The organism is Pseudomonas shahriarae (assembly GCF_014268455.2).
GTDB lineage: Bacteria > Pseudomonadota > Gammaproteobacteria > Pseudomonadales > Pseudomonadaceae > Aquipseudomonas > Aquipseudomonas shahriarae.
Genome location: NZ_CP077085.1, coordinates 4,261,279 through 4,287,056 on the forward strand (window position 1 = coordinate 4,261,279; position 25,778 = coordinate 4,287,056).

Sequence of the window (25,778 nt, forward strand, 5' to 3'; positions counted from 1 at the left end):
GCGGTTCAAAACAATTTGGCTGCCCGCGAGCGCGGTAAATCAGCCCCTATGTCAGTCCTTATGCGTCGATTTCAAGGATTGTTTAGGGTGGGTGGGATTTTTTTATTTCGCCAGAAAATTGCGCTGTTCCCCATGACAGCGAGCCAGTGCCAAGGCAATAATCCGGCAAACTGCTACCCATGCCCCAGGGAAGGATTGATCAATGAGCACTGACGGCATCCTCGCCGAACAACAGCGACTGGCAAGGCTACTGACATTTCTGGACCACGACCCAGGCAATCTGACGCTGATTTGCGACGCCATGCGCCTGGCGATTGTGCTGGGTGATCAGGCCGTCGGCCAACAGTTGATTGATCATGTGAACATCCACGGCATCGAGGATCCGAGGGCGTTTGCGCATGCCGCTCATTTGCTACTGCAGGCAGGCGACTACCTGGCAGCCGCGGCCTTTGGCGACAAGGCGATTGCGGGCGGCCTCAATGATCCTGCCGTCGTGTTCAACACCGCGCTTGGGCATTTTCACAGTGCCGACTTCAGCGCTGCCGACGCCCTGCTTGCCCATCTGACCCAGCACGCCGATTGCCCTGCTGCCACCTTGCTGATGCATGCCCGAGCCCTGCATCAACTGGAAGAAACCGAGGTGGCCGAAGCCCTGGTGCTTCGAGCACAACAACTTGAGCCCCACAACCTGGATATTCGCGGCTTGCTGGCACTCCTGTTGTACGAAAACGATAATCTTGCCCAGGCGCTGAGCACTGCTCATGAAACCCTGGCCATTGACCCGGACCAACGCGACGCATTGATAGCATGCGCTACGGTGCAATTTGAGCAACACAACGTAGCAGCGTCTCGCAAGGCATGGCTACATACCCTCAAGTCCTATCCAAACTGCGGCCGAGCCTGGTCGGGGCTAGGCCTTTTGGAATTCGGCGAACTTGAGTTCGACCTGGCTGAAAGTCATCTGAAGAGCGCCGTCCAGTTCATGCCTCACCATATTGGTACCTGGCACCTGCTGGCCTGGATTTACATCCTGCGCAACGACAGCACTCAAGCACGCGCGGCGCTGGAGCAGTCCTACGCACTGGACCGCAGTTTTGGAGATACCCATGGCGGGCTGGCGGTAGTTGATATCCTCGAAGGCTACTCGGACAGAGCACGCATAGGCATCCGCAAAGCGCTGCGTCTCAAGCCCGACAGCATGGCGGCCCACTACGCACAGGCACTCCTTCTGCAGCAGGCCGGAGAAACCGATGAAGCCAGGCAACTGATCGATGGCCTCTTGGAGAAAAACCGCCCAGGCATTGAAATCACTGGCCGTACGCTGGTCAATCAATGGCTACAACGTCACCAGCAAGGCACAACGCCGCCCAATCCCGGCCAACACTGAAGTCATCCCTTATGGAGTCCCAACTATGCTGGACGCAATCGAATACCTGCATCTGGCCATTCACGCCAGCAAGGACGGCAATCACCACGCCGCCTTGAACTACCTCAACACCGCACTGGAACATCAGCCGGATAATGCCGCCGTGCGCTATTTCCTCGCCGCCGAACATGCGGAGCTAGGGCTGATGGATCGTGCCCATGCCGGCATGACCTTAGCCCTGGAGCTGGATCCTCATCTCGATATCGCTCGCTTCCAACTGGGCCTGCTGAACCTGCAACAGCAACACGTCGAAGAGGCCCGTGCGGCGTTTAACCACCTGCACCACCATGCACAAGACAATAGCCTGAAATGGTTCGCCACCGCCTATCTGGATGTGCTCAATGAGCAGCCTGAGAACGCCGTCGAGAAGCTGAAAAACGGCCTTACCGATTGCGTCAATCCCGCTTTGAAGGCGGACATGACTCGCGTGCTTGCAAGTCTGGCTGATACCGTTATTGCTCCAAAAAGCGATACCATCGCCGCTCCCAGCGTGTTCCTTGGCGCTTATCGTGAAAACCTCGAGACTCCGTGATAATGAGCAAGATCGACCCCACTCAACTTTCCCGCGTCGTGGCCGCCCTGGCTAGAAGCAAGGAGCGAGTGACGTCGAGCGCAAACAGCCAGGCTACGCCCAGTAAAAGCCAGACTGCAGGCAAAAGCCTCGAGGTTCTGAGTACACGCCTACATGGTCGCCTCAAAGCTCTTAAGTCAGATGTGGAAGGTTTTCGTGATGCTGCTCCGGTTGTCACGATTCAGGAGATTTTGTGCTGGAAGTTTGGTGAGGGGATTTCTGAGCACAGTGAGTTTAAGCAGATCGCGCAGAAAGTAGCGGAGACAATGATGGATGACCCGCAACTGGGGAAAACGATTCGCGCCATTATTGATGAGGCCCTATTGGGAAGATGAGGCAGGGCATTTTGAGATGCTCAGGAGGCTACTAATTTCTGGCGCTGCTGGTATGGCGCCCTGGATTGGGTCTAGCCCACCAGTATTAGGCGACAAACGGATGAAATCGGCGAAACCCGCTTTTATGCTTAGCTGCCACTCTGCCAAGGCAGTTGCGGATCTCACGAGCATCCGGCCATCCAAAAGGCAGGCAGCAACGCGGGATTAATTCACTACCATCGACCTCCCCCGACGTAGCCAGCAGCCGGATTGATGAGTTGCAGCCGCTGAGGTGAGAGAGGTGGTTTGCAAGATGGCTGGGCCGGGCGCTTACAGACGTTATACGAAGCCTTTCAAGAAAGAGACTGATCCTCTCCTCCTTGAAGTCCAAAAAAACTAAGGGCCCATCACAGGCCCTTATGCTTGCAAAGCATTGATCTCACTTCGACAGCCAAGACTCAACCGTGTCTGAGCCGTGCTCGGATTTCCATTCTTTCAGAGTCTTGTGATTGCCACCTTTGGTCTCCACCACTTCGCCCGTGTGCGGGTTCTTGTATACCTTCAACTCACGAGCTTTACGGGTAGCCGTTGCAGGCTTGGCTACCGTTGCGCGGCGACTTGCTTGAGGGTCAAGGATATTGATTACGTCTTTTAAGCTTAAACCGTACTCACCCAACAGAGCACGAAGCTTTTTCTCGAATTCGATTTCCTTTTTCAGGCCAGAGTCGCTTTTCATGGACTCAAGCTCTGCAAGCTGAGCAGCCAGTTGTTGCTCGAGCTTACGATATTCTACTAGACGAGACATTAAAAACTCCTTAAAGGTATAAGCACTCAGAATAATAGCTACATATTATGGGAGGATTAGCTCTAGCCAGGTAAGTGAACCTGCCTTGGCTGGAAATTTTCAACCTCACCAGATTACGACACCAAAAAACGAAAAGCGCATACCTAGAATTAAGACATTCGGGGGTATGAGCATAGCATCAGTTAATCATTTGATCAGAAATAATGCTTTGGCGCACCTTCCGCAGCTTAAGAAAGTCTTTAAACGAAAAGTGCGACTTCAACCGAAGATTAACTCCATACGCGTGCAAAAGTGGCAAAGCGATATCAGGCTCAGGAAGCACTCTAGCCTCCCCTCTATAGCACAGGCTGTATACGTTGAAAGGCCGCGATCGAATTAGCGTAAGTTCAGAGGCAGCCGGATAGAACACCTCCACTACGAGGGCTTTCATTTCTCTGGCTGCATCCTTAAATAGCTCAACTCTATTTTTCCCCTCCGATGCCACGTAGAGAGGAAGGTCACCGATCTTAAAAACTCTTGGGGAGTTATGATTGCGATCTACTTCCAATGTAGCCAGGGCATCAGACCAATCCATAACCTCGACTGCAGATAACGGTCTAAAGTGAGAATTATGGGAGTAGTCATTATAGGTCCCACTGACAATCAAAAAAGGATTAATATATTTAGGCTGACTTTTTTTGTAGTCGAAGCCGGTCACAGAAAAAGGGAGTGCCTGCATAACAAATTTACCTGGATGTATAGCTGACCAAGCTCTTTTTGGCGGTTGGTACCCTCTGATCTTTCTTAAGAATCGCTCCCACCAGATACCAGACACCTTACTCCGCCCTTCTCTGTCAATGCGATCCTTGGCTCGTACAAAGGCTTCAGCAGCATCTTGCATTACGACTCCTCTAATTTTAGTCAACGACGCTTTAGCTCAGCTATCAACGTAAGTCGAGCTTATCTCCAGAGTATCGGCACTTCTACTCTCCACATGAGCAATCACCGTGAGAGGTCCCCACCATCAGCAAGGACCGAACTCTCGACACCTACATCCTCATCAGAATAATCCAACTTCCCAAACAAAACGTATAACCCAATCATTGGTACTGAGGTTCAACGGTGCACGCCGACTGCGAAAACCGTGCCCTTCCATTTTCAGCAGCTAATCCTGCTCCCAGACAGTGGTACGAATGCGATGAATACCCCACTCGCCCTATACAAGGCACTCAAATCAATGAACGTGCCAGAAGACATGGCAAAAGCCGTACAGACCGCATGGGAATCCGATCTCGAGAAGCTTACTCTGAAATCCGAAACCAAGCTGATTGAGGCGAACACTCAAACGCAAATTAAAGAAATGGAAGTTAAAATAACGTCATCCATACCCGGCCACCTTGACAAGTTGTGGTCATCGCTATTCAAGATGCAGACAAAAATTGATATTGTATTTCCACCCGTTGTTTTGCTTATCATATTTATATGTACCTACTCACTATTTAAGCAACTGTTTTGACTCCTAAACACGTCCTCAATAAAACGTACTACCCCCTACACCATGGTCATTACGCAGAACGCGAATATACCTATTAATGAGGCCGTTCGAGAAGAGAGCAGAACCGGAAACATCCTACATAGACTACAAATCTGTAAGAAACATCTGACTAGATCCTCGATGCGTATAAAGCGATTATCTCACCTGGATAGCTGTCGCCGACAGCACCTACCCAGGCGACCATGATCTTGAGGGCCGCGGCGCGCATTACGTGTGTTGATCAGTTCCAGTTCGCTACGCATTCGAAAGTGTGAACAGTCGCCGATACCTCGCCGACAGAATGCATATCCCCACAGTGACGGGAGCCAACCGTCAGGTGGTTGCTCTTCGTCGCTTGCCAAACGCAGGAGACACGATGAAAATGTCACTTCCTCTATATGACGCACTCACGTCCATAAGTGTGTCAGGAGATAAAGCCACAGCGGTAGTAAATGCTTGGGAGACTGACGTGGAAAAGCTCGCATCCAAAAGTGATTTATTACAAACAGAAACACACTTGAAAGCCTCGATTTCCGAATTGGGCACCGAGGTCAGAGCAATGATCAAAGAGCAAGGCGCCTTGATCAAAGAACAAGGGGCTGAGCTTCGAGCATTGATTTCGGGCTTGGAAGCTCAAAATAAGATAGTACGCTGGCAGTTTGGCGTGCTTTTTGTCTGCATCAGTGTTCCAGCAATCAAACTGGTATACGACTTTCTGAATAAGGCTTTTTTGGGGTAACTCAAGTATCGCCTACCAGCTATAAGCCTTCGAGCTATGGCCACTAGTTACCAGACGTTGGCGTTGTCCACGTCCTGATTCACACCTATTCAGCCCATGCGGGGAACACTCCCCGTGCGGGCGACGTGTCTCTCCGTTTTGGGCGTTTTTTGGAGAGACACATGAAGATCGAAAACCTCACCTCGCTTCAATCCAAGCTGCTTCAGCTGCCAGTCATCTTCTCGCGAGACGCCTGGCACGAAGCGGTTTATCTAGAGCAACCAGCGAGCCTTGGCGACCTGGGAAACAGATTGGGCGAGACCCTTCAAGCCGCGTACGCGTGCCTTTTGTACAGAACAGAAAAAGTAGACGCGGTGGAACCGTTCTACGAGTTTGGCCTGTACCGCTTTCTACCAAGCGGTGATCGTGTCGATCGACACTGGTTGGAGATGCGGTTGATCGTGGAGCATATAGCGGATCAACCGTCCACACTACGTATCGTGCTTCGGCGTGAAAGCTCATCTTTGGATTTGAAGGTACCTGACGTCTTTTTTGAGCCAGGCCTTATGATGATGACCAATGGCGTGCACTCACTCATCGAGCAGGGATTGTTGGATGTGCATCCTTATCTCAACCGTCACCTTGTCGGCGACTGGGGAGATTTGTGCGACCAAGACAAGCTGAGTAATGAACAGGCGCTTCAGTACGGTGAACGCTTGTTCTCGTCCTACGAGATTGAAGCTGGGCAGGAACGAAAGCTCTGGATCATCACGGAGAGGGATAGAAGCGTCACCACCGTGCTTCTCCCCTCCGAGTATTGATTCATCACATTGCCGCGCTCATCACCCATCTACGCGCCCTTAAAGGCGCGTGGAGGGCTTTTCCGGACTGCCTTTGTACTTCATCCGCAAGGGTCAGAAAATTATCGTTGGATAAGCTTCCACAACAGCAAGTTCGTCTAGAGCTCATAATCGCGTTCCTGGCTGTGCAAGACCGAATGTCCTCGCAGGGTGTGTAATCATCGGTCACTGAGCAAAAACCAGGGCACTCGATTCGGGAAAATCAGTGATGCGCAGATAGCGCCGATCCGAGTTGTTGGGTCTCGAAGCGACAGGTCATTATCCATGTGCGGTTTGCACACCTCTACCCAACGCTGAACAACATCTGCCACCGTCCAAACTTTGTGGCCGATCTGGAACACATGGTTTATGCCATTAGAAACGAGTGGTTGGCTGAACTCCAGGTAACTTTGCGGGATGAAAATGTTGAGGTGAGCGTGATCGAGACTCGCCAGGTTGTAATCCAACTCCTCCTCCAACGAGTGTCGCCCACTGATAAGCAGGACAAGGGCCAGCGTTTCAGAGGGTGAGTTGCTCAAGGAGCTCAAGGCAACTGAATCCTTGTCTGCGCGTGCCTTGATATACGCGTACACATCCTCTGCCGGCAGCAAGGGCCGGGCAAGCCGCCCCTCATGCTCAACAAGCGCATTGATCAACGTGCTGACGACTAATTCACCAAGGCCATTGAGGTCATCGGTTTTGATGGCTGTAAGGAAAGCTGCCCAGTACGGTGCTTCGTCTTCGCTCATACCAGCACACGTGCTTGCGTAGTGTTCCAGCAGAAGGACGCTCAGGTGCTCCAGTGTTTCTCTGAGTGGGGCGTCACTGATGCCGAGCTCCCGAGCCAGATGCACCGCTGCGCCGGCCCAACCCAAAATCCGCGATATGCGCTGCGGGAGGTAGAACAGGTCGGGAATGCCATGACGGCACAACGAGCCGGGATTCTCACGAAGTCCATTAACGATATCGCAAAGCAGGTGCTCAACCTCTCTTACGATCTCGTGGGAAAGCCCCCCCATGCAGTCACGTGAGGTGCTGTCCTTTTGGGAGGACTGAAGAAGCAGAGCTACGCAGGTCGCGCTCAGCTCTACCCGTGAGAAACTATTGGCATGAAGCCCTGTGCTCTTCTCCAGTGATTGCCAGATCCCGCCAATGAACGCCCCGACTGAGTTGGGTATGTGGATCAGGCGATCAACGAACTTGGTGAGGACAGGAAAAAGCTTGTCCGGAGTAAGCTCGCGCTCCGGCGCGAACATGAGCGTGTAGAGCTCGGCGGAATGACTGCTGATGGCTTGTCCAGCTGGAGATGTGGGTAAGATCCCAGTGAGCCCCAGCAACGAGGATGTTGGGCTGTCGGAAGCATGCGGATTGCCAAACAGCGGCATGTGACCGTATAGGTTTACGCCCCATACGGATGGCATTTGCCCCCCCTGAGTCTGCTCTGCCACATACTGTGCAGCGGGTCGGCCTATATCCACCAGATCGAGCATCCTGGCCCGCGAACCCGTGTCGATCTTTCCATCTAGGACCTTTAGCAACGCGAGGGTTCCATAACCACCACCACTGGTCTCGCCGGCGTACTGGTCTGCCGCAGACGACACAAAAAATGAGACGCCGAATGTCTTGGCCTTACCGATCACTTCAGGCTTCAGCAGGATGCCCAGATTAGAAACCATACCGCCGGCGTTGCAGGCATCGATGATGACATTACAGTGCGCAGCTTTGAGCTCGTTGAAGTATTCGAACAAACGACTGAGGGCAAAGCCAGTGGTTGAAAGGCGATCAACTCGGGTGTCGCTCAGGCACAGGAAATAACTGTCATTGGCTTCTCCGCCATGGCCCGCAAAGAAGAGCGTAAAACTCTCGATTTCATCGTACCGGTCTTGGATATCAAGCAGCGTCGCGTCCAGTTGATCCCGGGCCGGAGAGTTAAGCAGATAGGCATCCGCTGGCTGGATACTGCTCAAAGGCCCAGTGGAAAGCGCGGTATGGATAGAGAGCGCGTCGCGCTCGGCCCCAGACAGCTTATTGAGGGACTGATAATCGTCGCAACCAATGCACAACAAAACCTTGGTCATCACTGCTTCCTGCTACGAAATTTGGTTTTGCGCGCGGCTTCCTCTGCCAACGCCTGGGCGATTTTGAGCTTCTTGACCTCCCCTACCCTCGCCAGCAGTGCGGGTTCTTGGAGCGAAGGGTCAGAGTGTAGGCGTTTCGCGAGGCTGGGGTGCATGCGAAACTCTGGAAGCGATACTTGACCATCCCGACCCACCAAATATTCGACTTGCTCGATGGCTTTGAGCATCTGCTCGCCCAAGCTCCCTGTGGAGCCATCAATGACGTTGCCGCTCTCTTCGCACGTATCGGAAATCATCTGGTAAAACGCTTTGGTAAAGCTATCCGCCATGCTGTTGGAAATTTCATCGACTGTGCGCTCAATGACGTCGAGCCGGCCTTCCATGATGTCCTCGAAGCGCAACCTTGTTTCGTGCTCGATCGTCTGCATCTGGTCGACACGGTCAGGGGCGTAGCTGTGATGTGACTGCCACGATCCTCCGTGGCTGAAGCGCTGGACTTCATCGCTGCCACCCACTTGTCGGCGCGCTTGATCGAGCCTCTCCCCCGTAGCTTTCATGAACGCTTTCATGACGACCTCCGCCTGCGCATCAAACGGGAAAGGATGGGTTTTATCCCTCATGTCTCACTCCTTGTTAATCAAGCTCGGCCCGGCCGGCCAAACCGCGTCGCTGCCAGAACCATGCGGCTGCTTCTGCCTCATGACGTGCGTGATTAACAAACACGCTGGCGGCACAAGCTCCTGCAATTGCTTCGGTAACAGATGGCGATTGTATGGCATGTTAGCTGACTTCAAATGCGAGTCTATTGCACATGATGTGAGTAAACGTGAACAGGCCCACTTCCCTAAGGATTTCCGAGCCTCACAATTGAGGCTATTAGGAGGGGCCATGAGCAACCAGCTCAGAAGACAAACCACACTGCTCAATTCTGAGCCTGCCAGGGACTACCCGATTTTCAACCAGATCCCAAAGCATGATTTTTCGAAAATCAGCATCCATACCCTCTGAACTGGGACCGTCAGAGTTCGGGGAGACGAGGCTAAGGACGGCGGGGAAAACTAGGTCTATGAACATCAATCGATGAACAATCGCGCTAACTTCGAGTACATTGAGTCAGCAATTTCGGGCCCGTGAGCTACTTATGAACATCAGACATCGCCCATAAGTTAAACCGTGCCGAAGCCATCATTGCCCGTCTAGAACTGACGTTGAGTCATTGGATACCGCACTGGCAAAAACCGGAAAAGAAATATCAGTAATCGCCAGTGAAGCCCGCCCAATAGCCTGCGCAAGGCATTTACCTATGACACGGGCCGTGGATATCGAACCTCTATCCTGCAGATATCAATAAAATGGCGGGGCCTGAGTAGTCCAGGAAGTCATGATATGTCCTCGCCATGGGTGAGGAGACGTGCCACCAGAGCTGAATAGCATTTCCTCCGCCCTTTCCGGAGTGATGCCTAGCCTCACGCCAACGTCTTCAACGAGAAGACAGAAGTCTTCATAGTCAACACTCGTCACTCGGTCGATCACTCTCACTCTCAGGTGAACAGGGTTAGAAGCCGCTTTAGCTTTTGTTCCATAGTCAATTGCTACGGCAGGCCACGCGCATTGTCCGGTCAACATATGGACACTGCGTGCGGTCCATTGGTCGAGGATGTATCCATTCGCTTTGGGGTCGGCAAAGAAGATTATTTTTGTAAAGTAAGCGGGCCCCATTGAAGGCAACTGCCCAGCAGCTCGCAGAGCCGAGAACTCAGCAAATGCACTGCGTCGTGTGTGAACTCCATTTCGGACCTCCTCACAGAGGGGAAGCCAGAATGCCTTGGCCGTCCAGAAGTCACGACCATGATGGGCTTTCATGCCTCCCCACGCCATCGTAGCGAGGACACAGACTTCAGTACTGACTACGTTAGATGGACTTCGCCATAGGGCTCTTAACGAAGCCCTAGAGGGAGCGGCCATGGGAAGTCCCGCAAGTGATTGCAGCGAGGCATCAATGTGACCAGCCCACCGATGGGGACTCTTTCCTGGCCAAACAGCCAACGGTGTCGCTTGATAAGCGGTGAAAACAGAAAGCTCGGAGGCTTTGAGTGGCGGTGGGGGCATTGATCAACGATTCCATGTTCTGGTTTTAGCTCCGATTGTAAACGAGGAATAGATTAGTCAGTGGCCGGATTGAGGCTGCCTCGTAAGCCGCTAACACCCAATGCGACCTGCCAACTGCCCCTGTCTCGACTTCAAAGTGTTCTGGACAGGAAGCGGTAGATCACCCCAGAACGTGAGCCCCGATCGCTCCTCGATCTGATCGACAGTCACCTGGTAAGAGCAGAAGTTCGCGTTGCGTGGGGTCTCTTGATTCATCACGAAGGAGGCATAGAGCCCGTTTTCTGGTGAAGGCCCTATGAAGATTATTTTCCAATATCCACTCGGGATGGTGTGGACCTTGTTCGTCCCTGGGAGCGTACCTACAAAATGTTCATAGAGCGGGCCGGTGGAGACATACACTTCGTCGTTTGCTGGATCCTTGCTTAGATTCCTCTCCTGATCCTCAAGGCGAGCCCAGGGCCCCTGGTTGAGCTCGGACTTCTGTGGAGTGATGTTCGAGAGGTAGTTGAGGGTATGCCAGTCAGGAACGCCCCCCATCGAGGCAAGATTAGTCTGATGACCGCGGTCGATCTTCAGCGCAACGTTTGCGCCGTTGTAGTCCACAGGATCAAGCGTCTCTCCCACCGGGACATCTGGGTCTGTCTTCCAGTTTCTAGGGCGTCCACTAGCTGGCGACTCTTTCGTGATTTTGTACGACACCCAGTTTGCAAACTTGGTCGATCCATTGTTGTTCAGCGTGTAAGCCTGGCGATTCAGCGTCAAGGGACTACCCCCGGATGGACAACCCACCGAGCAGTTATCGAACAGAAGTCCTTCCCCTGACTGGGTGTGCAACGCGTTTGCACGCTCCTGCGTTCTATCGGGCGTAGTACAGGCCGCAATGAGGGGAAGCATCAAAAGCGCCAGATGTTTGAGTTTTATACATCCTTGCATGGTGTAACTCCTTGGGGTTAAAGCTGAGCCCATGAGTGGTAACTCGGAAAACTTCAGTTCCATCGAGTTCGATTATGTTGGCCCTCCCGCGTAATCCTTAGCGCGTACCACCGTGACCCGCCTTGTATGTGCGCCGAAATCCATCACTCCTCCCCCTGGTGCGCTGCTTCACCATGGTGGCTTTTGTATCGGCAGCTACGCGTGCTACCAAAATGTTCTCATCGACTAAAGGCAAATTGCTATTACTGTCGAACTTATTAAGATATGGCCCTTTGCCATATCTGATAAGGAAGTCGCTGCATGTTCAACGGCGATCTGAAAAAACACGCACTGGAGCAACTCGACAAGGCCCGCAACCGCTACCAACTAGTAGCCGCCGATGTGGAAAAGGGTTGTACAGAGCTGCACGGTGTACGTCACCAAGCCAGTACTGACTTGATGGCCACGGTTGAGTCATTCGTCAGCCGACTAGCCAACTCACCGAAAGAATTCGATAAATCCTACGGCACCTTCAAGGCAGAGACCCAGTCGTTTTGCGGCCTCGTGAAAAAGCTCAACTTTGAAGCGGCTAGTGTCGAGTTCACCGCCGGCTCTTCGGCCGCCGCTGGCGTAGCTGCCGGGGTAGGTACCGCCGCTTTCGCACCAACTGCTGCAATGGCTGTTGCGACGACCTTCGGCACTGCGTCCACTGGCGCGGCAATTTCAGGTCTTTCCGGTGCGGCGGCTACAAACGCTGCACTCGCTTGGCTAGGCGGTGGCGCATTGGCGGCAGGAGGTGGAGGTATGACTGGCGGTTCGGCTCTGCTGGCCCTCGCCGGGCCTATTGGTTGGGGTATTGGCGGGGCTGCCATCATTGGCGGCGGACTGTACGCTCGTAGCAAAAACAAGAAGCTGGCCGAGGAAGCACAAGCCCATCGTTCAGAGATTGAAGCTTCTACCCGGACATTGGGCGTCGCCAAGGACTGGGTCACCCGGATGGTCGGCTCCACTCGACAACACGTCCAAGGCATGAGCGAGCTCCTGGGGGTGCTGATCCGCACTGCGCCAAGGGACTACCAGCAGTTCAATGGGGGGCAAAAAGAAATGCTCGGCGCTCTCATCAACCACATGAACTCGCTGGCAAAACTGCTGAACAAGGCACCTGAGTAATGGCCGGAGATAAAGGCAGTACCGTCCGCGACCAACTCAGCGCAGTACTGGTTGACCGTATCAACAGCATCCGCATTGATACGACCGACCAATTCCTCAACGCCCAGGACAGCGCATTTCGGCTTGCAATCGCGCAGATCGACAAGGTCAGGGTCTTTATTGGATCGCCGGAAAAAATCCTGGGCAATCCTTCCACCAAGCACGGTGAAATTGCCGAACAGGTAGAAGTAGGCATTCGCAACGCCCGCTCCTTGCTTGAGCAGAAAGGCTTCGTGGCTACCTTCGAAGGCGTGGGTCGCACCGCCCCCGAAGACTACTTACTGGACGGCATCGCCGTTCAATCGAAGTTCATCAACGGCGCAAGCAAGGGTCTTGATCATGTATTGGAGCACATGGACAAGTACAAGCACTTCGGGCGTAACGGTTCGTACTACCAAATCCCCAAAGACCAGTACGAAACCATCACTGGCGTGATGAACGGTGACAACGGCCCGCTAAATGACAAGTCGGTCAGGGCCATCCTGGCCAAGGTCAAGGAAATTGAGCAAGCGTCCGGACAGCCGTTTCAGAACGTGGTTAATCCCAGCATTCAAAATTACGCAGACCCTCAGCAGGGCAAAGTCGTCGAAACCCTGAACAACGAAGAAGCCCAATTAGCCGAACGCAACGATCAACGCAAAGAGCAGATCCTCACCGACAACGGACCTTCGTTGGCCGGTGCCGCCCAGGCCGCCGGGATCGCCGGCGCTGTAGGTGGGGCGGTAGGCCTCACAACTTCGTTGTATGACAAGTATAAGGGCGGTAAAAACGTCTTCAAGGGCGACTTCACCGCCGATGACTGGGCAGACGTCGGCATCGACACAAGCAAAGCCGCAATCGGGGGCGCAATCGCAGGTGGATCAATCTACCTGATGACCAACTACGCCGACATGGCGGCCCCATTCGCAGGTGCGGTCGTCAGCGCAGCTAAAGGCGTGGGCACCCTGGTCGCGGACTATAACGCTGGCAAAATCGATTTCGATCAATTCGTCAGCCTGGGCACCGTAGTCTGCGCAGAGTCCGCTATCGTCGGCATCGCCACCGCCGCAGGCCAGGTACTCATCCCCATTCCCGTCATCGGCGCAGTGGTCGGCTCTGTCGCGGGAAAAATGCTCGCCGAGTTCCTCAAAAGCCAGTCTGCACATATCCAGGCAGAGATGGATTCGCGTATGAAGGAGTACCTCGGGAAGCTCGATCACCAGTGCCAAGCGGTACTCGAAGAGATAATGGGAGAGTTTGATCGTCTGGGCGACCTCATGACAGCTGCGTTCGATATTGAGCTCAATGCAAAGCTGATGCAGAGCAGCGTGGCTTTGGCGCTGTCGCTGGGTGTTTCTCCTGCGGTACTGATCACCGATCATGATGATCTTGATGCGTTTATGATGGCTTGAATGGTTGGGGGCGCGTACAACGCGCCCCAACTATTTAGCCAAGTCGATAGGCTCGCTCTGTAATGACCTATCCTCGCCGTCAACTTTGGGTCGTTTTCAGCCAATCGCGACAGGCAGAAATCGGCCGATTCTGTTGAAAAAGTCGGATTTTCAGATCGCCTGAACTCAGGCACGACCACCACCGGAGAACCTACTCACCACATTGAGTGGTTTTTCGGCCCTTCGGTGACCTTTGCTGCTCTGTTATTGGGTTAATTTGAGGTTTTTTGCTTGGTGCAGGCGCACCTATCCCGTGACTGGTGGCCCTTGAGATGAAAATTTGGCCAGCCGTCGCAGGTTCTGCACCGCAGCGGCCAGCGTGAATTCATCCGTCGCACCACTCATGCCACGTAGTCTCAGGCGATCCAATTTCAGGATGCGCTTGAGGTGGGCAAACAACATTTCGACTTTTTTACGTTCGTGGCGAGAGCGCTGATATGCCGGCGTTGCTGCAATGCGCCGAGCCACATCGCGAGCGGCTTCATGGACGCTGCGAGCGATCTTGCGGAACGCGGTGTTCGGGCAGCACTTGGCTTTCATCGGACACGTAGCGCAGTCGGTCTGCCGGGATCGGAAGATAATGGTGTTGGCTTTGGTGACGTGTGAACGCTCATTCTTGAAGGCTCGCCATTCGCTGCGCAATGGGTTGCCGGCCGGGCAGCGGTATTCCTCAGCCTCTTCATTCCAGTGGAAATCGTTGCTCGAAAAACTGTCGTTCTTGCGCTCGGTTTTGTCCCACACCGGCACATGCGGCTCGATGTCTTTTTCCTCCACCATCCAGGCCAGCATCGGCGCTGTACCGTAAGCAGTATCGCCAATGAGGCGCTCCGGCTTGATGTCGAACTGCGCTTCGACCCGTTCGATCATCGTCTTGGTGCTCTCGACTTCTGCGGTTCGATGAGCCGGTGTGGGTTCCACATCCATGATCACGCCGTGCTCTGTATCGATCAGATAATTCGTGGAGTAAGCGTAGAAAGCTGGGCCTCCTGGAGCAGCGGTCCAGCGGGCTTGAGGATCCGTCAGCGACAGGCGCTTCGGCAGCGTTTCGGCCAAAGCCTCTTCATCAAGTGCCTCAAGGTACTCACGCACGGCGCGGGTCCTCAGAACCGGATCGCTCCAGTTGACCGGTTCACCACCCGGTGCGCCGCGCTGCCGACTCGCATCCGCTTTGATAATGCTGGCGTCCACGGCAAAACCTTCGCCCTTGACCAGACCAGCGTCCATGCAGCGACGCAGCACTTCATTGAACAACCAGCGAAACAGATCACTGTCCCGAAAACGGCCGTGTCGATTTTTGGAAAAGGTCGAGTGGTTGGGGACTTCATCTTCAAGGCTCAATCGGCAGAACCAGCGATACGCCAGGTTCAAATGGGCCTCTTCGCACAACCGCCGTTCGGAGCGGATGCCATAGCAGTAGCCGACGATCAGCATGCGGATCATCAGTTCAGGATCAATCGACGGACGCCCAATCGGGCTATAGAAATCGGCGAGGTAATGGCGCAGGTCGCTCAGATCAAGACACCGATCAATGTTGCGTAGAAGGTGAGTGGCTGGGATGTGATCTTCAAGGTTGAACGAGTAAAACAGTCGCTCCTGCCCACTCGATAACTGTCCCATCATGTTGCGTGCTTCCCTGCTGGCCAATGCGGAGATTTTGCCGGAGGCCAGCCAGGGGAGCTACTTTTTCAACAGAATCGACCCAAAGCTGACATCCGGCGATGGATGCTCTTGGCCAATAGCCATGATTAAGCAATCAGCGTAATCTTTCGGCCTTCTCGCACAATTTAGGCAAGCGAAAGATGACGGAACAGCTTTGCGTTGTATTCATTCCGGCGCTTTCGGTGGTTTTGCAAAGCGCCGAAACGAACAAAGGCTTCCCACTTACAGAGTCCGAAGCACTCAAAATCCGTGATCAAGCGACATGTGTTGCAGTTCCATTCGAGGTCGCCCTGGATATGGAGAACGAACGTGGTTTCCGGGACATAGTTGCCGAGGACTGCTGGAATGAATGGCAGCGACTACGGCTCTCGATGAAGAAGTTCCCCCTCTGAGTTGCACCAATACTCAGTCATAAGATGCATTCTTCACCTGCCCATTGCTGCCGAAATGAGGGGCCGCTCTTGGCCGACTCCAGCCTATGGCGACTGGCCGCCCCCGGCCACGACCTGTCGCTCGAATTTCCTGACTGAACGGCAGGAATAGGCTGATGTTAGTCATTCACGCCCCATCTCGTGAATGACCGCTTCGATTGGAGCTGGCCAGGCTTCGTTTCAGAGCAACGCTCAATGACTTAGCCGCATTTACCGTCTGTTGCTGGACGCCTCGGGTTATGCTGAAGCTGTTTTCTTGGTATCAGTTGGCGTCAACTACCTAATCCATTCACATGGCTCCAAAAATGTCCAAGAAACCGAATCCATCAACCTCTGTAGCTCCTGCAACTGCGCCGGCGGAAGGTGAACGTCGAGCACTCCGTGGATACATTGGCCAGTACCAGCGGGCGGGCGCTGCCATTTATGCTGCGCTCGAGCGCGACGAGCTGCTCTGGATCGGCGTCGCAGACCGCAACGCGGGTATTGCCGACGACTTGGTGCTCGGTTTCGATGGGGTGGTGGTCGGTCACCAGTTCAAGACGTCCAAGTTCCCAGGCACTTTCACTGTTGAGACGCTGTTTACTGGTGCCAACGGCCTGTTGAGGCCCCTGGTTCATGCTTGGCAGTGCCTGCGCAAGGACAACTCGGGAAGCCGGATCGAGATTCGCCTGGTTGTTAATGACTTTCCGTCGATTACTGACAAGCCAGGCGATGGCACGCCGCCCCACAGCGCGGCATTTCTTGAGGAACTCCAACAGCATCCAAATCGGCCGCTAGCGGATTGGTACACGCAGGAATGGAGTCGACTGATCAACCACCTGCGCCGTGAAGCCGGCCTGGACGATGACGACTTCGAATTTTTTTTGCACAGCCTCCGTGTGGTGTGCGGAGCTGCGGCGGACTTCATCCAGTCGCACAAGTTGAACGCCGAGCAGGCGCGGCAGGCATCCGAGATTGCAAGCGTACTGCCCAAGCTAGTCGCCGATGCCCGCGACAAAGACAGGTGGACGCGTGACGAGCTGCTTCGTGAGCTTGGCTGGCGCGATCCCTCCAAGACGCTGCACATCCACCGGTTCCCAGTCGGCGCCTATGTTCAGCGCAACCGTGACACTGAGGCCAAGCTGCTAGCCGCGCTGCATGCCGCCGACCAGGGCTACGTCTCACTCATAGGACCGCCTGGCTCCGGGAAGTCCACTCTCCTGCAGGTTGCGCTGGCCACTGAGGCTAATATCCGGCTCGTTCGCTACTTGGCGTACGTGCCAGGTGCTGCTCAAGGCGTGGGTCGCGGGGAGGCCGACAACTTCCTGACTGACGTCGGCACGCAGTTACGCAACAGCGGTTTGGTTGGACTTCGTCTTCGCGACGACTCGCTGCATGAGCGCCGAGAGCAGTTCGGCGTCCTGGTACAGCAGGCTGGTGAACGCTTCGACCGCGACGGGATCCGAACAATCATCGTCGTCGACGGGCTCGACCATGTGCCTCGCGAAGAGCGGCCGACCAATTCGCTTCTGGGCGAGCTGCCTCTTCCCGCTGCCATCCCCAACGGGGTTGTGTTCATCCTCGGCACGCAGCGGCTGGATCTCGCGAATCTGAAGCCCGCAGTAAGAGAGCAAGCGGAGAAAAGCGAGCGACAGGTTCTCATGGGACCTCTCGGCCGCGAGGAGGTCGCCCGGATGGCAGAGGCGCTTGACCTGCCTGCCGAGATTCCAAGATTGGATCTAAGCAATCTTTCGCATGGCCACCCGCTGGCAACGCGCTACTTAATTCATGCGCTGTTGCACGCGGACGAAGCCGGCCGTAAGCACCTTCTCAGCGGTGGGATGCCGTTCGACGGCGATATTGAGACCGTGTACACCGCTGCTTGGCGCGAGATCGCAAGCGATGTCGATGCCATGGACGTGCTGGGCTACATCGCTCGTGCTGAGGCACCTGTGGACCTGCGGCTGCTGGCCACAATGGTCAAGGAGTCCGCGATTGAACGCGCTCTGATCGTTGCACGGCACCTGCTCCGTAGTTCATCCCAGGGGTGGAGCGTCTTCCACAACAGCTTTCGACTGTTCGTCATCGCTCAACCTCGAACCCGCCTCGGAAGCGTCGATGCCGAATACTCGCAGCGCGTGTACCGCGACCTCGCCCAGTTGGCGAAGAACGCGCCGCCCGAATCGGCGCAGTACTGGCTTGAGTTGCGCTACCGCGCCCGTGCCGGCGACGGTGCCGATGTACTTGCGCTGGCGATGCCCGCTCGCTTCAGGCAGCAACTGGCTGACGGGCGTTCTATCGCCGAGATCCACGCCGATATCCGCCTGGCTCTGCTGGCAGTGCGTGGAACGCACGATGCGACCGCCTTCTCACTGCTGCTGCTGTGTCGTGACGAAGTGGGGCGGCGGGAAACTGCCCTTGAGTACGCCAACCAGCTTCCGCTGGCGATGCTAGCGGTTGGGGACATTGATGCAGCCCTGGCCTTCGTGCAGTACTTCCCCAGCCAGGGCTACGAGATCGTCGACGCCCTGTTAGCGCGAGGGGACTTCGAGCGGGCGAAGGAACTGTTTGAAAGCCTCGAGCCACTGTCGCAGCTCCATACGTCCAAGTTCCAGAGCCACGGGCACGACCACAACATTACGGAATTCGAGAGGTGGGCAAGGCGCGCCGTCCACTTCCGAGACACCGAGCAGATCCAGATAGCGATTGACCACCTCGCCGCAGAGGGGCTACGCCAGCCCGAAAAGATGGATCCGCAAACTGTCGCCGCGTTGCAACTGCATCTGAGGAGGGAAGCCGCAGAGGCGATGCTCCTTCAGAAGGTTGGCGCCGATCCACAAGACCTCTGCAGCAAGCTCGGGGTAGCCAACGAAGACAAACCTTCGGTGATGGTTCACGCAGGTCTTGTGGCCAGTCGGCGTGGCGACGTTGCGCAAGCGCTTGCCCTGTTTGATGCTGCCGCCGCCCTTCCTGGCTTCGTAGAGGTACCCAACAGCTACCGACGCCGGATGGCACTAATTGCATTCGAAGCTGACCGTCGTTACCTAGCCGAGGCCCTGTTCGACAAGCTGGTCGCACCGATGATCTCTATGTGCGACGACGAGACGGACCTGGCTGGGCTGGGTAATCTGGTCGGTGCGGTGATGCATCACGCGAAGCTTTGCACGCTGCTCAATAAGCCGCTGCCAAGCGCGATACCGTCGAAGCACACCTTCCTTCATCCGTTTCAGCAGCACGCCTCGACGATAGGCGTGCTTCTAGGTCGCGCCGCCGTCGACAACGCGTCCGTGCCGGCCGGCAGCATCCAGGACGAAGCCCGCATTGCCCTTGGGTACGTCCTACGTCTGACATCAGAAGGCGGCAGCGAGTCATATCGCATCCAGCAGGCCTTCAAAGCGATCCCCATGCTCGTGCTAGCGCTGCTGAGGCTCGGCGCCAAGCGCGGCGAGACTGAGTACCGTGCGGTACTTCGGGAAATTGACGCAGCCATTGCCTCATCGACGCTGGGGGGCACTGCGTACCTGCGACGCAGATTGGCCGTCGATGCGTATAGGGTTGACGGTGACCGGGTGGCGGCCGCCGATCGACTCAACGCACTCGTGGCGGAGCTTCAGGAGAGCACGCCGAGCGAGCAGATCGACGGGTTGGCCGATCTGGCCATCGCGTTGGCTGCGGTCGGGGACTTAGAGCGGGCCAAACAGTTGCTGGCGACGGTTCCCGAGCAATGCCTTGGCTACGCGTTGGCCCCCAAGAAAGACCCGCAGTACGCAATCTGGCGAGACATCCTGGTCCTTGCGAACGCCGCTGACCCGGAGAACCGTGTCAAGCGAGTATCGACCTTAATGCGCCAGGTCGGCGGCATGACCGAAACGGAAGGGTCGTCGGCCGCGCATCGTTTGACCATGTCGCTAATCGAGGAAGCGACGCAGGTCGGACCTCGCTTCGGCTTCGAGGTGTCAAAGACACTGGCGGATTGGAGTCTGATTGGCTGGCCGAACCGTGTTGACCTGCTCATGACGGGGATGGTGCGGCGAAGCCCTGAACTCGTCTTGGCTTGCGCGACGGTCTGGTGCGGTCTGTGTCTGCCGTTCTACATGGAACCGTACTACCGGGACCCGCACCACGTCGGTGACTTCATCGACATCGCCGCCGACGCCGCGGGACCTATACAGATTGAACCGCTCGCGCGGATGTTTTTGGCGGTGATCGAGGTAGCCAGCAGGGCACACGAGAGGGTCGGACTGCTCCAGCGCCTTCGCACCGCTGCCGGAAGACATGGGTTTTCATCTGCCGAGCTCGACGCCGCCGTAGCCCGGTGGACGTCAGAAGCGCCGGAACCTCGACACTCGTATACGCCAAGCAAGTACGACTCGGAGACCACTCTCGAGCAGCTTGAGCGCGCGTTTGAATCGGATGGCGACGAACTGAACTACAACGCCCCGTACCGTTTCAGATATCTGGCCGAGACGGCCCCGCTTCATATGGCGCGGAGGATATTTGAGCGCTGGCAGGTCTTGCAGGACGACGCGCGCTGCCGCTTCCTGATGGTTAAAAGGTTGGCTGCGGCGGGGGAGGTCGATTACGCCAAGAAGCTAATGCAAGGCTACGAGTCAAGCAAGGACCCCTGGAGTTCCTGGAGCCAGTGGATGGGTGGCGGTAAGTTCTTCTACTTTGAGGCGAAGAAGCTCTTGCAGGGACCATCCACATGCCCAGCCGCCTTCGAGAACATTGTCGATTCAGTAACGGCGGGCCAGGAGAACACCCAGTCACTGCTGACAGAGCTGGATTCGATACTTCCGGTAATCAGCGCGACGCCGGATTGGCCGGCCATCTGGTCGCTACTTGAGGAGCAGATGGCCTGCACTCGCGAGTTCCAGCTGGGGCGACCCTTCCAGCCGAGCGAGCTACCGCTCAGCGACACGGAACTTTTGGTGGATCTGCTGCACTTTGCCTATCGGCTGCCCGTTGCAGAAGTTCAGCGACACGCACGCAATTGCACGTTGAGCCTGGCAAGGCAAGCCGGACTCGGCCAAGCTTTGTTCAAGTCCCTTATGCGGCGACTTATAGCCGGCGAATTAGATGCCCCCTTGCATGCGCTCGGAACTCTGCTGGCTGCTGACAGCGCGGACCTTGCCCCCGAGTTGGGCAGCGCCGTGGCTGCGTTGGTCAGTCACCGTGACATTGCGGTGGCAGAGTCAGCCGCGCTCTTGTCGCATCGGTGGAGGCAGGCTGTCCCCTTGGACGAGATACCACTGCCGCTTTTCTATCGCCTTGAACTCGAGCACCCGCCAGAGGGTGACCAGGCATTCACGGACGAAAGAACTGGTGCAATGCGCGTCGAGTCGCCGCTTGGCTGGACCGAGATGTTGCGCTCGACGGCACGTCACATCGCGAAGGCGGCAGGCATTGAGGAGATGACAGTCCGCCGACGCGCGGCGATGTTCATCCAGGATTGGGGTGGACTTGAGGCATTCGGGCCCTCTGCCACCAAAAGGCTTGAGACTCAGCTTCGCGTGCTCGACATGCAGATCACTTACCTGAAGCCCCACGCCTACATTGCCCTTGCCGCACTTCGCCACGTCGCAGGAGAACTGCGGCTGGCCGGCAAATTGAAAGGCAGCGACATGCTCACGCTTTTGGAACGTTTGGGCTGCCCGCTTCCGCCTCGACCGCTGAAGCTGCCACGAGGGCGGCCCGAGTGGATCCGAATGCCGCTGTTGAACCGAAGTGCGGGTTGGTCCGAGCGAGAACGGAAATGGATTGACGAAGTCGACGGTGATGTTGCCCCCTTCCCAGCAGACAGCCACGGCCAAGTCGTGGCCGAAGTATCCCGCTTCAAGATTCTCAAGCCACGGCTGTCGGAGCACCGTCTCTACCGCTTTAGAGCACCCTCGGCAGCGATTGACAGTGAAGACTTCGACGACTGCTATGCCAGGCTGCCCATCGCTGTTTGGCTTGGCCAGTACTTCGCATTTGACAATGATCTGGCGCCAACGCTGGTAAGGAAAGTTGTTTGCTCGGTGGACATGGGCTTTGACGCAGCGGCCTATTCGTTCGCTTTGTGCCCGAACTGGGTGAAGCGGCTTCGCTGGAGCGCGCATGACGAGGAGCCCAGCGTCTTCCTCGACCCGAGCGGCGCTGTGGTCGCAAGGCTCTGCTGGTGGCGTGATGCTGGCCCGGTTGATATCGATGCGGAGTCCCTGTGGGGAGAGGGTTGCTACCTCGTCCTGACGTCATTAGGCATCGAACAGGTCACCACTGCCCGTGGGAAGCCGGACCTTGACATCAGCGTGTTCGCAAGCAGGCAGATCAAGCAACCGAGCAGCTACGGGGAGTCTCTCTTGAAGACGGCGAAGAACGGTTACTCAATCTAAGCCATGCAGATTCAGTGGCGATGTCAAGCGAGAGTGGCCGTGCTGGCTTGAGCTGACTGTCCCGGAGGGCTGCTTCCGGTCGGTGGCTAGCGTTCATAGTACCCTAACGATTGATCGCTCCCGCTGCGTAGCAGCCATCGGACTTTCCAAATCGAACTTCTGCTTTGGGTCGATTTGAGCCGATTACGACAGGCAGCTTTTGGCCGTTTACTGCCCCTCCTATCACCCAAGCCGTAGGACCTCCTATGGGTAGCAGGTAGACCTAATTAGCCTGAGAAAGCTTTATCGGCAATATCAGTTTCTTTGCAGCTTCTGCCCTTTTGATTTGCCACCTTGTTCTCCCCTCAACGTGCGAGGAAACAAGGATGTCCTATCTGCTGAACAGGCCGCTGATGGCCACTTCACTAATCGCTTCACCGCTAGCGGCAGCCATTCTATCAGGCTGTATATCGTCCCACGGCTTGGTTGAGCCAGAGCCACTAACGGAGTCTGCACGTATTGCATTGCCCTTGAGTAACGCTACGGCTGTCGTATTTGCAGAGCCCTCACCGGCTATTCGCTATGGTCGCTACACCCTTGCCAATACGTCGCCCAGGGCAGAGCAAATCGATCTGCTGAGCCAAGTGATCGACATCCAAATACCTGATGGACTTGCTCCTACCGTCCGGGATGCATTGGCGTACGTGTTGCGCCATTCGGGGTACCAGTTGTGCCCGACAAATGGTGATGTGCAGTTGCTGTACACGCATCCCCTCCCGGCCTCGCATTACCGCCTGGGCCCGATCTCATTACGCAACGCTCTCGTGACGTTGGGAGGTGTAGCCTGGCAGCCAGTTATTGATGAAAAGACGCGAACCATTTGCTTTGAACCCCCCAGTCTTTATGAGCTCGCGTGGAATGTGGGCTCTGTAAGCAAGACCACAGACAGCAAGACGCGTACGGGAGGTGAGTGATGAATCGCCGCTCTCTCCTCCCCGCTCTACAAAACGGAACACTAGTGCTGCTAACAGGTGCAGCGTTGTTTCTGGGTGCGCAGCTATCCGCGCTCTCCTCAGCCGTTAAGCAAACGCCTTCGAGCGATCAATTCGATAGCTTTCAGCTACATCTCGAAGAGGTAAACGCCAAGCTTGAGGCCTTTGAGCAAATGGGCTTCGTGACTGAGGAGGCTTATCGGATCCGTGAGCTCACCCTTCAGCAACAGCTTGATGTACTGAATCGGACCAGCGAGCAATCTGCCGATGTTCAAGAACTGCAGCGTGATTTGGGTGACCTTGCGGCGCAAGTGCAGCTTTTTGATACCCGACTTCTGGCGCTGAAAAACGCCATCGACAGCCTACCTCCTCTCGCTGCATCGCCAGCTGCCGCCTCCAGTCCACGACCTACTCAGCGAAAAGTCTTCGCCAACAAACCCGCCGCTCTGCCCTTCAACATCCTTGGTGTCGAGTCGCGCGGAGGTGTGATGTTTTTGGCAGTGGCGGCCACAGATCTGACTCGCCTGGATGATGTGGAATTGCTGCGTGTTTCCGGCTCATACATGCGCTGGAGACTGGACGCACTCCAACCTGATTCTGCCCGCTTCAGACAGCCTGATGGCTCCTCCCACACTGCGATAATCCACTAGGAGGTCCGCGTTGAAACAAGCGTATTTGATGATCGCGCTGAGTGGACTATTCATTTCAGATTGGACTGAGGTCTGTGCGCAGGAGGAGAAATCAGTCATTGAAAACAGTCGCTTTCAGGAACAGCTAATCTCCTCGGAACAATCAAAAGCCCATGAATGGGGGCTTAAGGCTCAAGAGTGGCAGCGCTACCGTGAGCTTATGGAGGGGCCGCTGGGCATCTATTCGCCAGGCATTGATCCCCTGACTGCCTTGGGCCTGGAGGCACGTGATAGCAACGAGCAGAAGCGCTACACGGAGATGCAGGCACACGCCGAGTACCGTCGGGTTACCAAGCTATTTGCCTATCAGAACGCCTACAACGAGGCCTTCGCGCGGCTTTACCCCAACCTACTCCCAGTAAATTTGATAGGTACGGGCAACACACTTCAATCCTCTCCCGTCTCAGCGCCGGCCAGACTGATGGTCTTCGTTACGATCGACTGCAAGGGATGCGTAGAGCAGGTTAAGTGGCTTCAAAATGCTAATCATCACTTTGATCTTTACCTGCTGGGGGCAGGTGGAAACGACGAGCTTATTCGAGGTTGGGCCAACACAGCAGGCATTGAGCCGAAGAAAGTCCGAAGCCGCGACATCACCCTGAATCACGACAACGGTCGCTGGGCCAGCCTCGGAGACGGAGGAACTTTTCCAGCAGTAATGCGACAGGTCAACGGCCAATGGCAACGACACTGATTGTCGCTGGTGCGTTGTTGATTGGAGGTCTTACCCCAGCAAGCGCCTCTGCTTACGAAGTTCCGCCACCGGCTTACCAGTTGGCAACACATCGTACCGGCGTTCCTGCAGAGGTGCTTTACGCACTCGCACTTCAGGAAAGCGGAACAGTGTTGCGCGGCCAAGTGATTCCCTGGCCTTGGACCTTGAATGTCGCTGGCAAGCCATATCGCTTTTCAAGCAGCGAGGCGGCTTGCAGTGCACTCCTCCAATCCATACGGAATGTAGGCGCTAAAGCGGTGGATGTCGGATTGGGCCAAATCAATATTGGCTGGAACGGTAAGCGTTTCCTCCAGCCATGTGACGCCCTGGATCCGTATCGTAATTTGGCGGTGGCTACCGACTTGCTCCGAGAGCACAAAACCGCAGACAACGACTGGGTAACTGCCGCCGGACGTTATCACCGCCCGGCAGGCGGCGTGCCCGCAGCGCGCTATCGAAGATCCTTTGCCCAACACCTCTCTCGTATTACCCGACCATCACTTCAAGGAACGAAGACACCATGAAGATCCCACTCGTTTTGGGAGTCGTAAACCTGCTCCTCACCGCATTCACTCATGCCGCGCTGATCGTGGTGGAGGATACGGGAGGTACTTCTGCTATTCCCTACTACCGAATACTCAATCTGCCTTCTGACGACCAGTCGGCCAAGCCCATGACCTTGCCAGCAGTGCGCATCAATCCATACAGCGAGGCTGATATGTTGCCGGTGAAGTCCAAACGCTTAAGCCCGGGCAAAATCGAAAATCGCGTAACCAATGCCCCTGGGCTTGTGCCGTTATTTCTTGTGGGTGACGACGAGCTTTCACGCCGCTGGTTAGCCGCCAGGGTGGATTTATTACGCGGAATGAGTGCAGTCGGGCTGGTGGTGAACGTGCAACACATAGAAGCGCTGAAAGAGCTGCGTGAACTCGGTACAGGGCTTGAAATCGTGCCAGCGTCGGCTGATGACCTTGCTCTAAGAATGGGTGTTAAACATTACCCCGTGCTGATCACGGCGACCGGCATAGAGCAGTAG

Annotated in this window: 22 protein-coding genes; 15 read left to right on the forward strand and 7 right to left on the reverse strand. The window is 55.6% G+C overall.

Going from position 1 to position 25,778, the window contains the following annotated elements:
- Nucleotides 1-202: 202 nt before the first annotated feature.
- From HU773_RS18950 to HU773_RS18960, 3 genes are read left to right on the forward strand one after another with little or no spacing between them, the layout of a single operon-like run.
- Entirely contained in the window at nt 203-1,387 is a 1,185-nt protein-coding gene (locus HU773_RS18950; RefSeq protein ID WP_186626064.1) for a tetratricopeptide repeat protein, read from the forward strand.
- A 25-nt stretch (nt 1,388-1,412) separates the two neighbouring features.
- Nucleotides 1,413-1,958: a tetratricopeptide repeat protein gene (locus HU773_RS18955; RefSeq protein ID WP_186626065.1), complete on the forward strand. Its 546-nt coding sequence runs from the start codon at nt 1,413-1,415 to the stop codon at nt 1,956-1,958.
- A gap of 2 nt (nt 1,959-1,960) precedes the next feature.
- On the forward strand, nt 1,961-2,332 hold the full coding sequence (locus HU773_RS18960) for a hypothetical protein (RefSeq protein WP_186626066.1): 372 nt from the start codon (nt 1,961-1,963) through the stop codon (nt 2,330-2,332).
- 418 nt (nt 2,333-2,750) lie between these two features.
- On the opposite strand, the gene HU773_RS18965 is transcribed toward HU773_RS18960, so the two are convergent.
- Entirely contained in the window at nt 2,751-3,116 is a 366-nt protein-coding gene (locus HU773_RS18965) for a histone-like nucleoid-structuring protein, MvaT/MvaU family (protein ID WP_186626067.1), read from the reverse strand.
- A 178-nt stretch (nt 3,117-3,294) separates the two neighbouring features.
- Entirely contained in the window at nt 3,295-3,996 is a 702-nt protein-coding gene (locus tag HU773_RS18970; protein ID WP_186626068.1) for a hypothetical protein, read from the reverse strand.
- Nucleotides 3,997-4,293: 297 nt separating this feature from the next.
- Between HU773_RS18970 and HU773_RS18975 the strand changes: the two genes are divergently transcribed.
- From HU773_RS18975 to HU773_RS27850, 3 genes are all read left to right on the forward strand, one after another.
- Nucleotides 4,294-4,611: a hypothetical protein gene (locus tag HU773_RS18975; protein WP_186626069.1), complete on the forward strand. Its 318-nt coding sequence runs from the start codon at nt 4,294-4,296 to the stop codon at nt 4,609-4,611.
- Between the two features lie 394 nt (nt 4,612-5,005).
- Nucleotides 5,006-5,368 (forward strand): DUF1640 domain-containing protein, encoded by a 363-nt coding sequence (locus HU773_RS18980; RefSeq protein ID WP_186626070.1) that lies wholly within the window; start codon nt 5,006-5,008, stop codon nt 5,366-5,368.
- 161 nt (nt 5,369-5,529) lie between these two features.
- Nucleotides 5,530-6,168, forward strand: coding sequence for a hypothetical protein (locus HU773_RS27850; RefSeq protein ID WP_225923807.1), 639 nt, complete (start codon nt 5,530-5,532; stop codon nt 6,166-6,168).
- A 197-nt stretch (nt 6,169-6,365) separates the two neighbouring features.
- On the opposite strand, the gene HU773_RS18990 is transcribed toward HU773_RS27850, so the two are convergent.
- The 4 genes from HU773_RS18990 to HU773_RS19000 all read right to left on the reverse strand — a co-directional run bounded on the left by HU773_RS18990 (nt 6,366) and on the right by HU773_RS19000 (nt 11,306).
- The gene (locus tag HU773_RS18990) at nt 6,366-8,264 is read right to left on the reverse strand and encodes a caspase family protein (protein WP_186626071.1); all 1,899 of its coding nucleotides are present in this window, start codon (nt 8,262-8,264) and stop codon (nt 6,366-6,368) included.
- On the reverse strand, nt 8,264-8,884 hold the full coding sequence (locus HU773_RS18995) for a hypothetical protein (protein ID WP_186626072.1): 621 nt from the start codon (nt 8,882-8,884) through the stop codon (nt 8,264-8,266). The genes HU773_RS18990 and HU773_RS18995 overlap by 1 nt, the downstream gene beginning before the upstream one ends.
- Nucleotides 8,885-9,608: 724 nt before the next feature.
- Nucleotides 9,609-10,373, reverse strand: a complete 765-nt coding sequence (locus HU773_RS27660; RefSeq protein WP_367615872.1) for an 8-oxoguanine DNA glycosylase OGG fold protein — start codon at nt 10,371-10,373, stop codon at nt 9,609-9,611.
- Between the two features lie 90 nt (nt 10,374-10,463).
- Entirely contained in the window at nt 10,464-11,306 is an 843-nt protein-coding gene (locus HU773_RS19000) for a DNA/RNA non-specific endonuclease (protein WP_186626073.1), read from the reverse strand.
- 300 nt (nt 11,307-11,606) lie between these two features.
- On the opposite strand from HU773_RS19000, the gene HU773_RS19005 reads away from it, so the two are divergent.
- Both HU773_RS19005 and HU773_RS19010 read left to right on the forward strand, forming a co-directional pair.
- Nucleotides 11,607-12,455, forward strand: a complete 849-nt coding sequence (locus HU773_RS19005; RefSeq protein WP_186626074.1) for a hypothetical protein — start codon at nt 11,607-11,609, stop codon at nt 12,453-12,455.
- On the forward strand, nt 12,455-13,885 hold the full coding sequence (locus HU773_RS19010; protein ID WP_186626075.1) for a hypothetical protein: 1,431 nt from the start codon (nt 12,455-12,457) through the stop codon (nt 13,883-13,885). Before HU773_RS19005 ends, HU773_RS19010 begins: the two co-directional genes overlap by 1 nt.
- Nucleotides 13,886-14,170: 285 nt before the next feature.
- Here the strand turns inward: HU773_RS19010 and HU773_RS19015 are convergent, their stop codons facing one another.
- Nucleotides 14,171-15,544: a transposase gene (locus HU773_RS19015; RefSeq protein ID WP_169990230.1), complete on the reverse strand. Its 1,374-nt coding sequence runs from the start codon at nt 15,542-15,544 to the stop codon at nt 14,171-14,173.
- 179 nt (nt 15,545-15,723) lie between these two features.
- Between HU773_RS19015 and HU773_RS19020 the strand changes: the two genes are divergently transcribed.
- The 7 genes from HU773_RS19020 to HU773_RS19050 all read left to right on the forward strand — a co-directional run bounded on the left by HU773_RS19020 (nt 15,724) and on the right by HU773_RS19050 (nt 25,778).
- Nucleotides 15,724-15,975 carry a hypothetical protein gene (locus HU773_RS19020; RefSeq protein ID WP_186626079.1) on the forward strand — a complete coding sequence of 84 codons (252 nt, stop codon included), beginning with the start codon at nt 15,724-15,726 and terminating at the stop codon, nt 15,973-15,975.
- Nucleotides 15,976-16,319: 344 nt separating this feature from the next.
- Nucleotides 16,320-22,367, forward strand: a complete 6,048-nt coding sequence (locus tag HU773_RS19025; RefSeq protein ID WP_186626080.1) for an ATP-binding protein — start codon at nt 16,320-16,322, stop codon at nt 22,365-22,367.
- Between the two features lie 365 nt (nt 22,368-22,732).
- A complete protein-coding gene (gene pilL2 / locus HU773_RS19030) occupies nt 22,733-23,320 on the forward strand; it encodes a PFGI-1 class ICE element type IV pilus protein PilL2 (RefSeq protein WP_186626081.1) in 588 nt (195 codons plus the stop codon).
- Nucleotides 23,320-23,988 (forward strand): hypothetical protein, encoded by a 669-nt coding sequence (locus HU773_RS19035; protein ID WP_186626082.1) that lies wholly within the window; start codon nt 23,320-23,322, stop codon nt 23,986-23,988. The genes pilL2 and HU773_RS19035 overlap by 1 nt, the downstream gene beginning before the upstream one ends.
- A gap of 10 nt (nt 23,989-23,998) precedes the next feature.
- The gene (locus tag HU773_RS19040) at nt 23,999-24,721 is read left to right on the forward strand and encodes a TIGR03759 family integrating conjugative element protein (RefSeq protein ID WP_186626083.1); all 723 of its coding nucleotides are present in this window, start codon (nt 23,999-24,001) and stop codon (nt 24,719-24,721) included.
- Nucleotides 24,706-25,266, forward strand: a complete 561-nt coding sequence (locus HU773_RS19045; protein ID WP_186626084.1) for a lysozyme family protein — start codon at nt 24,706-24,708, stop codon at nt 25,264-25,266. Before HU773_RS19040 ends, HU773_RS19045 begins: the two co-directional genes overlap by 16 nt.
- On the forward strand, nt 25,263-25,778 hold the full coding sequence (locus HU773_RS19050; protein ID WP_186626085.1) for an integrating conjugative element protein: 516 nt from the start codon (nt 25,263-25,265) through the stop codon (nt 25,776-25,778). The genes HU773_RS19045 and HU773_RS19050 overlap by 4 nt, the downstream gene beginning before the upstream one ends.

What these genes read in the sequence shown, in the direction of transcription:
- HU773_RS18950 (WP_186626064.1), top strand. Translation starts at nt 203, where the DNA reads ATGAGCACTGACGGCATCCTCGCCGAACAACAGCGACTGGCAAGGCTA.
- HU773_RS18955 (WP_186626065.1), top strand. Translation starts at nt 1,413, where the DNA reads ATGCTGGACGCAATCGAATACCTGCATCTGGCCATTCACGCCAGCAAG.
- HU773_RS18960 (WP_186626066.1), top strand. Translation starts at nt 1,961, where the DNA reads ATGAGCAAGATCGACCCCACTCAACTTTCCCGCGTCGTGGCCGCCCTG.
- HU773_RS18965 (WP_186626067.1), bottom strand. Translation starts at nt 3,116, where the DNA reads ATGTCTCGTCTAGTAGAATATCGTAAGCTCGAGCAACAACTGGCTGCT.
- HU773_RS18970 (WP_186626068.1), bottom strand. Translation starts at nt 3,996, where the DNA reads ATGCAAGATGCTGCTGAAGCCTTTGTACGAGCCAAGGATCGCATTGAC.
- HU773_RS18975 (WP_186626069.1), top strand. Translation starts at nt 4,294, where the DNA reads ATGAATACCCCACTCGCCCTATACAAGGCACTCAAATCAATGAACGTG.
- HU773_RS18980 (WP_186626070.1), top strand. Translation starts at nt 5,006, where the DNA reads ATGAAAATGTCACTTCCTCTATATGACGCACTCACGTCCATAAGTGTG.
- HU773_RS27850 (WP_225923807.1), top strand. Translation starts at nt 5,530, where the DNA reads ATGAAGATCGAAAACCTCACCTCGCTTCAATCCAAGCTGCTTCAGCTG.
- HU773_RS18990 (WP_186626071.1), bottom strand. Translation starts at nt 8,264, where the DNA reads ATGACCAAGGTTTTGTTGTGCATTGGTTGCGACGATTATCAGTCCCTC.
- HU773_RS18995 (WP_186626072.1), bottom strand. Translation starts at nt 8,884, where the DNA reads ATGAGGGATAAAACCCATCCTTTCCCGTTTGATGCGCAGGCGGAGGTC.
- HU773_RS27660 (WP_367615872.1), bottom strand. Translation starts at nt 10,373, where the DNA reads ATGCCCCCACCGCCACTCAAAGCCTCCGAGCTTTCTGTTTTCACCGCT.
- HU773_RS19000 (WP_186626073.1), bottom strand. Translation starts at nt 11,306, where the DNA reads ATGCAAGGATGTATAAAACTCAAACATCTGGCGCTTTTGATGCTTCCC.
- HU773_RS19005 (WP_186626074.1), top strand. Translation starts at nt 11,607, where the DNA reads ATGTTCAACGGCGATCTGAAAAAACACGCACTGGAGCAACTCGACAAG.
- HU773_RS19010 (WP_186626075.1), top strand. Translation starts at nt 12,455, where the DNA reads ATGGCCGGAGATAAAGGCAGTACCGTCCGCGACCAACTCAGCGCAGTA.
- HU773_RS19015 (WP_169990230.1), bottom strand. Translation starts at nt 15,544, where the DNA reads ATGATGGGACAGTTATCGAGTGGGCAGGAGCGACTGTTTTACTCGTTC.
- HU773_RS19020 (WP_186626079.1), top strand. Translation starts at nt 15,724, where the DNA reads ATGACGGAACAGCTTTGCGTTGTATTCATTCCGGCGCTTTCGGTGGTT.
- HU773_RS19025 (WP_186626080.1), top strand. Translation starts at nt 16,320, where the DNA reads ATGTCCAAGAAACCGAATCCATCAACCTCTGTAGCTCCTGCAACTGCG.
- pilL2 (WP_186626081.1), top strand. Translation starts at nt 22,733, where the DNA reads ATGTCCTATCTGCTGAACAGGCCGCTGATGGCCACTTCACTAATCGCT.
- HU773_RS19035 (WP_186626082.1), top strand. Translation starts at nt 23,320, where the DNA reads ATGAATCGCCGCTCTCTCCTCCCCGCTCTACAAAACGGAACACTAGTG.
- HU773_RS19045 (WP_186626084.1), top strand. Translation starts at nt 24,706, where the DNA reads ATGGCAACGACACTGATTGTCGCTGGTGCGTTGTTGATTGGAGGTCTT.
- HU773_RS19050 (WP_186626085.1), top strand. Translation starts at nt 25,263, where the DNA reads ATGAAGATCCCACTCGTTTTGGGAGTCGTAAACCTGCTCCTCACCGCA.